Consider the following 7,259-nt stretch of genomic DNA (forward strand, 5'->3'; position numbering starts at 1 on the left):
CCAATCAGGCGACAGGGCGGCTGGGTGCGACGGATGTCGTGTTAAAGCTGACTGCTGACCTCAACAATGCCGGTAAGGTTGAAGCGAACAATATCCTGACCATTCAGGCTGCAACCCTGAACAATACTGGCGGTATCTCGGCCTATGAGATCAGCCGTCAGGAGAATGGCAATCTTGCAGCAGGTCTTGTACTGAGCGGTGGGCTGAACAATGCCGGAACCATTCGCGTCACGAACAACCTTCTGACAACCGCAGCCTCCTTATGGAATGGCAGTGGCGCGCAGATACAGGCGGCAGCCCTGTCAGCGATTGTTGGTGGCGATATTTACAACAGTGGTATCCTGCTCTCGGATAGTATCCTGATCCTGTCTGCTGCCAATCTGACCAATGCAGGCACATTTGCCAGTACGGCAACGATCTCCGGTAAAGACCTCCAGATTACTCTGGCCAATCATCTGAACAATGCCGGATATTCCATCGTGCAGGGCCTGCAGAGTGCCCGTGTGACGGCGTCGACTGCCAATCTTGATCTGTTTCATGCCAATGGGGTTGATCAGGGTGTGTTCAACTACGGCAAGGATCTGGCACTGACCCTGTACAATCAGGGCTTAACGATTGATGCGGGCCAGTCCCTGATTGTTGACGGCTCCCTGGCACTGACCCTTGGTCAGGATGTAACGGTCAACGGCGTTCTGGCAGCGCGTAATGATCTGTTCCTGAAGACCGACGGGTCTCTGACGGTTGGGATTGATAATATCTACCTTCCGGGTGGTGGCGAGATATTCACCATGGGGAATATGGAGCTAATCACGGGTGGTAACCTGACCAATACGGCTTCAACGATCCAGTCCATGGGTGATATGGTGCTCAATGTTGGCGGTACGCTGACCAACAAGCGCACAGATCAGCTTGTCAAATTTGAAGCTACGTTTAACCCGAGCCGGGTTATTGAAAAGTTTTTCCCGGATATTGCTGCGAAATATACAGAATACTGGGTGAGTTATTCAGAGACCTCCCAAGCGGCCCAGATCATGTCGGGTGGCAACCTGGTTATTACAACGGATGCTCTGATCAATGATGCCTCAATCATTCTGGCGTCGAAGTCTGCGCTGGTTAAAGCCAACAGCATTCAGAACCTGTCCCGCGAGACAGGTGTTTTCCGTACGGTTGAGAAAACGAAGGATGGCGAAGATCCCGATGCCGGTAGCTATAATGGCTGGCTGAATGATGGCGAGTTCATGCACATTGATGAGAGCGCCCCGGAATACAAGGAAACGACGGGCCTGATCTATGCAGGTATTACGCTGAATCTGGATGCTCCGAACGGCGCAACAATCAACACCGGGAACCTTGATGGTTCGACGGTGATCATCGATTCCTCGACGCTGATCAACGGTATCACGGACCCGAACCGCCCAACGGCACCATCACGTCTGCCGGACCCGGTTATTGACCTGAGCAACTACTTCACGGGCCCAAGCACTGGCGGTGTTGGCGGCCTTGGTGCGGGTAACCGCGTGACGATTGGTAATGTCACCTATCTCAATGCCTCCCCATTCGCAGGGGCGGAAGACACGAAGCGTGGTCCGATCTGGATACTTGAGCAGGTTGGTGACATCCGTGATGGGGTCAAAATATTTGCAGACCCAACCAATGAACAGCGCATGCTCAATCAGGCGCTGCTTGACCAGACGGGCAGCCTGATCCTTGATCCGCGCTACCGCACACCTGAAGAGCAGCAGGAAGCTTTATGGCAGGGCACTGTCGACTTCCTGAAAGCCAATCCGGATATCAAGCTGGGTGATGAGCTGACGGCTGAACAGCGGGCAAACCTGTCTGAGCCGATCCTGTGGTATGTGACACAGAACATCAATGGCGAGGATGTGCTTGTTCCGCAGCTTGTTCTGCCGACCAACCGTCTTGAAGAATGGCGCAAGTCGAACGGTGGCGTGATCACCGCTGACAATCTCTACATCACGGGCGACAATATCTACAACAGCGGCGCAATGCTGGCAGAGAGCACCCTGTCGATTGATGCGGGCACCTTCACCAACGAGCGCCGCGTGGTCACCTATGCTGCGACGGCTAACAATCTGATACAGGGCCTGCAGGACGGCGGGTTTATTGCCGGAGATATTGTCCAGATCAGGACATCTGGCGATCTGATGAATATCGGCGGCACGATCATTGCTGACAGCGGCATGAATATTGTTGCGGGTGGTGATCTTATTCTGACGGCCAGTGTTGTTGAGAACCGTATCTATGATGGCTCAAAGAAGAACTCTGTAGATATCAGCAGCACGACAAATTATGGCGGCACGCTCTATTCCGGCGGTGACATGAGCCTCTATGCGGCCAATGACATCCGTGTTGAAGGCTCGAATGTGATTGCCCTTGGCAATGCCTCCATCCTTGCCGGAAACGAGATCACCATCACCTCGCTTGAGAACACGGGCAGTGATGAGCGCTCCGGCACCAAGGGCAATGTATTCAGCAAGAAAAGCTGGTCATCTTCTGACAGCTATACGCAGAACGTCTCCTCAACCATCGTTGCGGGCGGAGACCTGACGGTTGCTGCAGCCGGTAACGTCAATATCCATGCCTCAGACCTGATTGCAGGCGAAGACATCCGCCTTGCAGCAGGTGCCGGTGAAAATGGCAAAGCTGATGCCTCCGTCAACATCACAGCCGGGCAGGACAGTGAAAGCCACGGTTACTCCCAGACCAAATCCGGCCTGTTTGGTGGCGGTTCCGGCTGGGCCGATATCTGGCACAAGAAAACGACAACCGATACTGTTGGTACCATTACCAATGTTGCCTCCAATATCTCGGCGGGTGGTAACGTAACAATCACCGCCAACAACGATATCAACATTCAGGGGTCAACAGTCTCGGCTGGTGATACAGCATCCCTAGATGCTGGAAACAACATCAACATTACGCCCGGCTCGGATGGTTATACGGCATCTCACAAGAAACTTGAGCAGGGTGTTGGTATAGGTGGCTCTGCAAACAGTACAGAGGCCAAGGTACAGGTCGGTTATCATTCTAATAAAACTGAAGTGACGATGGACAGCAGTTATGTTGTGTCATCGGTTATTCAGGGTGGTAACGGCGTTGTTATGAATGCCGGGAATGATATCAATATACAGGCAGGCGTCATCCGCTCGCCGGGAGATATCTCCCTGACAGCAGGGCACGACATTAATACGACCGTTGCCTATGACATGGTCACGACTACATCAAAACAGGATGAGAAGTTTATTGGTGTGACCGCTAAAGGCACAGCCAATATTCTGAATGTGATCAACAGTCTGAAGCAGGCTACCGAGACCTTCAAGTCGGGCCATGGTGGAGCAGCTTATGAAGCCATTGGTATGGTCAGCGGTGTGCTGAAAGCAACCGATGCCATTAAGGCCGCATCTGGTGGTCTTGCTGGCGTCTCTGCGAGCTTGACGATTGGCGGTGAAGGCAAGAAGAGCAGTCTCCACGAAGAGCTGGCTCTCGCACATGGCACGACTCTCGATGCCGGTGGTAACCTGAGCCTGAATGCAGGTAACAATATTCATCTGATTGGCACAGATGCAAAAGCAGGCAATGATCTGAACCTTGTTGCCGGTAATGATATCATCATTGAGAGTGCGCAATCCTATAATTCCGGTGGTTATAAGAGCCAGCAATGGAATGCAGGTATTGGTATTGGCGCCAGTATTGGGGCAACAGGTCCGAGTGTTGGTCTGCAGATTGAAGGGGGCTTTGGTAAATCCGACAGTGAGAACTGGGGTATTCAGCAGGAAAACAGTTACCTGAGTGCAGGCAACTCAATCAACATTAAATCCGGCAATGATACGACCATTGCGGGCGCTGTGATCTCGGCTCCTGATATCTCACTTGATGTTGGCAATAACCTGACGGTTCAGTCACGTCAGGATACGGGCCATGCTGAAGGCTCATCAGTGAGTGCAGGTGGCTCTATCACAATAGGTGCTGGTGTTACAGGTGGTGTTTCTGTTGGTTTTGGTGATTCTGACAGCGACGTTGCCTGGGTGACAGAGCAGACAGGAATCTATGCGGATGACAAGCTTGATATCAAGGTTGGTAATCACACCCAGCTTGATGGTTCAGTATTGAATTCGGATACCGGGAACCTGACGCTTGATACGGGTACGTTAGGCTGGACGACAATTAAGGATCATGACAAGGGTGATGCCTTTGACATGACCCTGAGTGCCAGCACGGGTGTTGGTAAGGACGAGAACAATAATCCGCAACAGGTTTATGGCGGTTCGTTTGGTGGCCGGATAGAAGGTCATGATCGCGAACAGGATACCAACGCAACGGTTGGTGAAGGCAACATCATCATTCGCAACCAGGACCAGCAGGTTCAGGATGTTGCAACGCTGAACCGCGATCTTGATCAGGCACAGGTTATTACCAAGGATGAGAGCTGGGGAACCCAGTTCTATGGGTCTGATACCAGTATCGCGGAGGCGCTAAATGGGTTTCAGAATATTCCGCAGGATATCCAGAATATGGTCAATAATACCCTGAAGGGTATTGATGTCCTTGGTAAGACCGCAGACCAGATTGCAGATGCCCTTTTGAATAAGATGGTTGATGAGGGAAAAATCCAACCTGAAGACAAACCTCAGGCCATTCGGGTTAAGAAAGCTCTTCTCGAAAGTGAGGAGGCCAGAAAGCAGGCTTCAGCATGTTTAGGGCAAACTACAGGTTTTAATTTCTTTGAGTTTTTTGTAACGACAGCTCATGCATCTTCTGGTGAAATGTGTAGGTTAACCTATAATGGTGTTACTGAAACAGTTCCCAAAAGTTTATTAGGAAGGGTGATGGGTATTGCTAGTGTAGCAGTTTCACGGAGCCCAGTTATAAAAGGTTTAACAGCCGTTGTTTCTCTTTTTGGAGAAACAACAATGTGGATAGGTGGTGTTGAGCCGGTTACTTGGGATAAAAGCGGTATAGATGGCTCTGGGACACTTACTATCAAGAGAACCGATGGATCAACACAAAGTATTAATCTCACAGCCACTACTATTGGTGGAGCGCAAGAAGAATATTCAGTCCTTAGTGGTACAATAACATACCCTAACGGTACCTCGCGCCCAATGACACAAGCCGAGGCAATTGCAGCAGCTCAAGGTATTGTAGGTGCTACAAGTGGTGCTTGGAGCGTTAATAATGCAGATCAAAATTCTGTACCTGAAAAGTTGGTTGGAACTATTGATTCAAAAAGTAGCACTCAAGGTAAGCGACAAAACAATGGCCCACTTGACCCTAAAAATGGAGGCTCTGGTGATCCTCAAAAAGATTTTGATTTATTAACAGGGGGGAAAAGTGAACCCGCACCTGCTACTTATCCTCCAGGGTCAAAAATTGGACCAAATGGTATAGTTTACCGCCCAGGACAAAATGGTAGTGGGCCGCGTATTGATATACCTGCAAATGGTTTAAAACCTCATGAAACTTTACATTATTAAAGGTCGTTAAATGTTATATACATTTTTTAAAGCTAGTGATCTAAATTTACGTTTAGAGCTAGATGACAAATTTATCTTTTTATCTGGTAGAAAATTACCTAATGGTTCGGTAACTGAAATTTGTTTACATAATAGTCATGGGCCAAAGTTGCGTATTTTTTCAAAAATGCGGGACTTTTCTGAGCGCTTAGAAATAGGCTCTCTATGTTTTGAGCGCATAAAAAGATATGACAATTTCAATTTTAAAGTAAATTTGGATAATAATTACCCCATTAGCATAAAAAAAATGGTAATTTTGATTGAGGGTAAAAAAATAGAGAGTGGGTTATGCCTTAATTATGATAAAGATAAATTAATAATATTGCCTAGTGATAGTCCTTATGCCTTATATGTCTCTACAGATACATTTCAATCTCTAAATACATCTGAGTATGAATTAATAACTTATTCCGTAGAAGAATTATAACTTTGGGTTCTGTCGCATTTGGAGCAGATGGTACCGTTTGAGGCGATTGAGGCATATGGTTCTGTCGCATTGGGAACGGATGATACAGTTTGAGACGGTTGTGGCAGCTTCACTTTGCGGGAATGAGCATTTCAAACTGCTGTTTGAGGTTTAAAGGCACATTTCGGGCGTAATCCGCCTGCCCCCGTCGCATCATCTGGATTGTTTCAATGCCGCTGAGAATGATATTGGCACAGGTGTTGGATTTGAAGCCGAGCATAGGTTTTGTGCGCCTTTTGATACAGCGATGGCTTTGTTCAATTCGGTTGTTCAGATATTTGTGTCCCGTCCAAGCGTCCAAATTGGATTGAGTAGAATTTGAGGCGGTGATTTTGATTTGATTATCTGCCCGATGAGATTGTCGGGCGGGTGAGTTTGGAGCTTTTGCCTGCTCGTTTTTAGTGTTTCATCATTTCAATCCTCTCCTTTCCCTGATTTCAGACAAATTAACCCGCCATCCTCTGGACGGTGTAACTTGTTCCGTTTTACTTCAGCCAAATCTTACTTCATCGTCGATGAACAAATCCGGTGAGAAGTCCCTCCCATGCGGAGAACCAGATAATCGGCTGTGACCTCTGGTTGTAAATATTAATCCCGTGCCATGCTTCATGAGGTGTCAGGCCATCAAGGTTCTGATGCGGCCGGATGGTGTTGTACCAGAACTGGAACTGCCTAAGAGCCATATTGAGCGCTTCAGGTGTCGCAACATCAATCAGGTTAAGCTTCTGCTTAAGCGTCCCGAATAATCTCTCAATCCGTCCGTTCTGCCATGGACAGCCGATTTCCGTTCTTTGATGACGAATGCCGCTCAGGCTCATAACCAGTTGGAATAGCTTTGACGTAAACACGGAACCATTATCGGTGCGAACAGCTTTTGGCTTTCCATATTTTCCAATCGTCAGAAAGAGATGTCCGAGCAGTGTCCACGGGTTCCGTCGCATTGGGAACGGATGATACAGTTTGAGACGGTTGTGGCAGCTTCACTTTACCTGAATGAGCATTTGAAACTGCTGTTTGAGGTTTAAAGGCGCACTTCGGGCGTAATCGGCCTGTCCCTGCCGCATCATTTGGATTGTCTCAATGCCGCTGAGAATAATGTTGGCACAGGTGTTGGATTTGAAGCCAAGCATAGGTTTAATGCGCCTTTTAATACTGCGATGGCTCTTGCTCACGGTACAACAATTAATGCCGGTGGGAATCTGAGCCTTAATGCAGGTAACGACATTCATCTGCAAGGTGCCAATGTTCATGCAGGCAAT

The 7,259-nt window shown here is 48.6% G+C and carries 5 protein-coding genes and 1 pseudogene; 3 read left to right on the plus strand and 3 right to left on the minus strand.

The window, feature by feature from the left end; translation table 11 throughout:
* The first annotated feature begins 38 nt into the window (after window positions 1-38).
* A complete protein-coding gene (locus WJT86_RS12105; protein WP_346337844.1) occupies window positions 39-5,495 on the plus strand; it encodes a hemagglutinin repeat-containing protein in 5,457 nt (1,818 codons plus the stop codon).
* A gap of 10 nt (window positions 5,496-5,505) precedes the next feature.
* Complete coding sequence (locus WJT86_RS12110; protein WP_346337845.1) at window positions 5,506-5,961, plus strand: hypothetical protein; 456 nt, start codon at window positions 5,506-5,508, stop codon at window positions 5,959-5,961.
* Between the two features lie 109 nt (window positions 5,962-6,070).
* Here the strand turns inward: WJT86_RS12110 and WJT86_RS12115 are convergent, their stop codons facing one another.
* The 3 genes and pseudogenes from WJT86_RS12115 to WJT86_RS12315 form a co-directional block, all read right to left on the minus strand.
* Entirely contained in the window at window positions 6,071-6,337 is a 267-nt protein-coding gene (locus tag WJT86_RS12115) for a DDE-type integrase/transposase/recombinase (protein ID WP_346337848.1), read from the minus strand.
* Window positions 6,338-6,506: 169 nt separating this feature from the next.
* The gene (locus WJT86_RS12120; protein WP_346337846.1) at window positions 6,507-6,941 is read right to left on the minus strand and encodes an integrase core domain-containing protein; all 435 of its coding nucleotides are present in this window, start codon (window positions 6,939-6,941) and stop codon (window positions 6,507-6,509) included.
* Window positions 6,942-6,980: 39 nt separating this feature from the next.
* A pseudogene (locus WJT86_RS12315) lies at window positions 6,981-7,160 on the minus strand (IS6 family transposase); the annotation flags it as partial.
* Between WJT86_RS12315 and WJT86_RS12320 the strand changes: the two are divergent.
* The coding region (locus WJT86_RS12320; RefSeq protein ID WP_407066963.1) for a hemagglutinin repeat-containing protein at window positions 7,158-7,259 on the plus strand (102 nt) is incomplete at its 3' end. The pseudogene WJT86_RS12315 and the gene WJT86_RS12320 overlap by 3 nt on opposite strands.

This window comes from Hohaiivirga grylli, from assembly GCF_039655745.1.
Classification (GTDB): domain Bacteria; phylum Pseudomonadota; class Alphaproteobacteria; order Rhizobiales; family Beijerinckiaceae; genus Hohaiivirga; species Hohaiivirga grylli.

Coding starts and splice junctions, on each gene's coding strand:
- WJT86_RS12110 (WP_346337845.1), top strand. CDS start 5,506: ATGTTATATACATTTTTTAAAGCTAGTGATCTAAATTTACGTTTAGAG.
- WJT86_RS12120 (WP_346337846.1), bottom strand. CDS start 6,941: ATGCGACGGAACCCGTGGACACTGCTCGGACATCTCTTTCTGACGATT.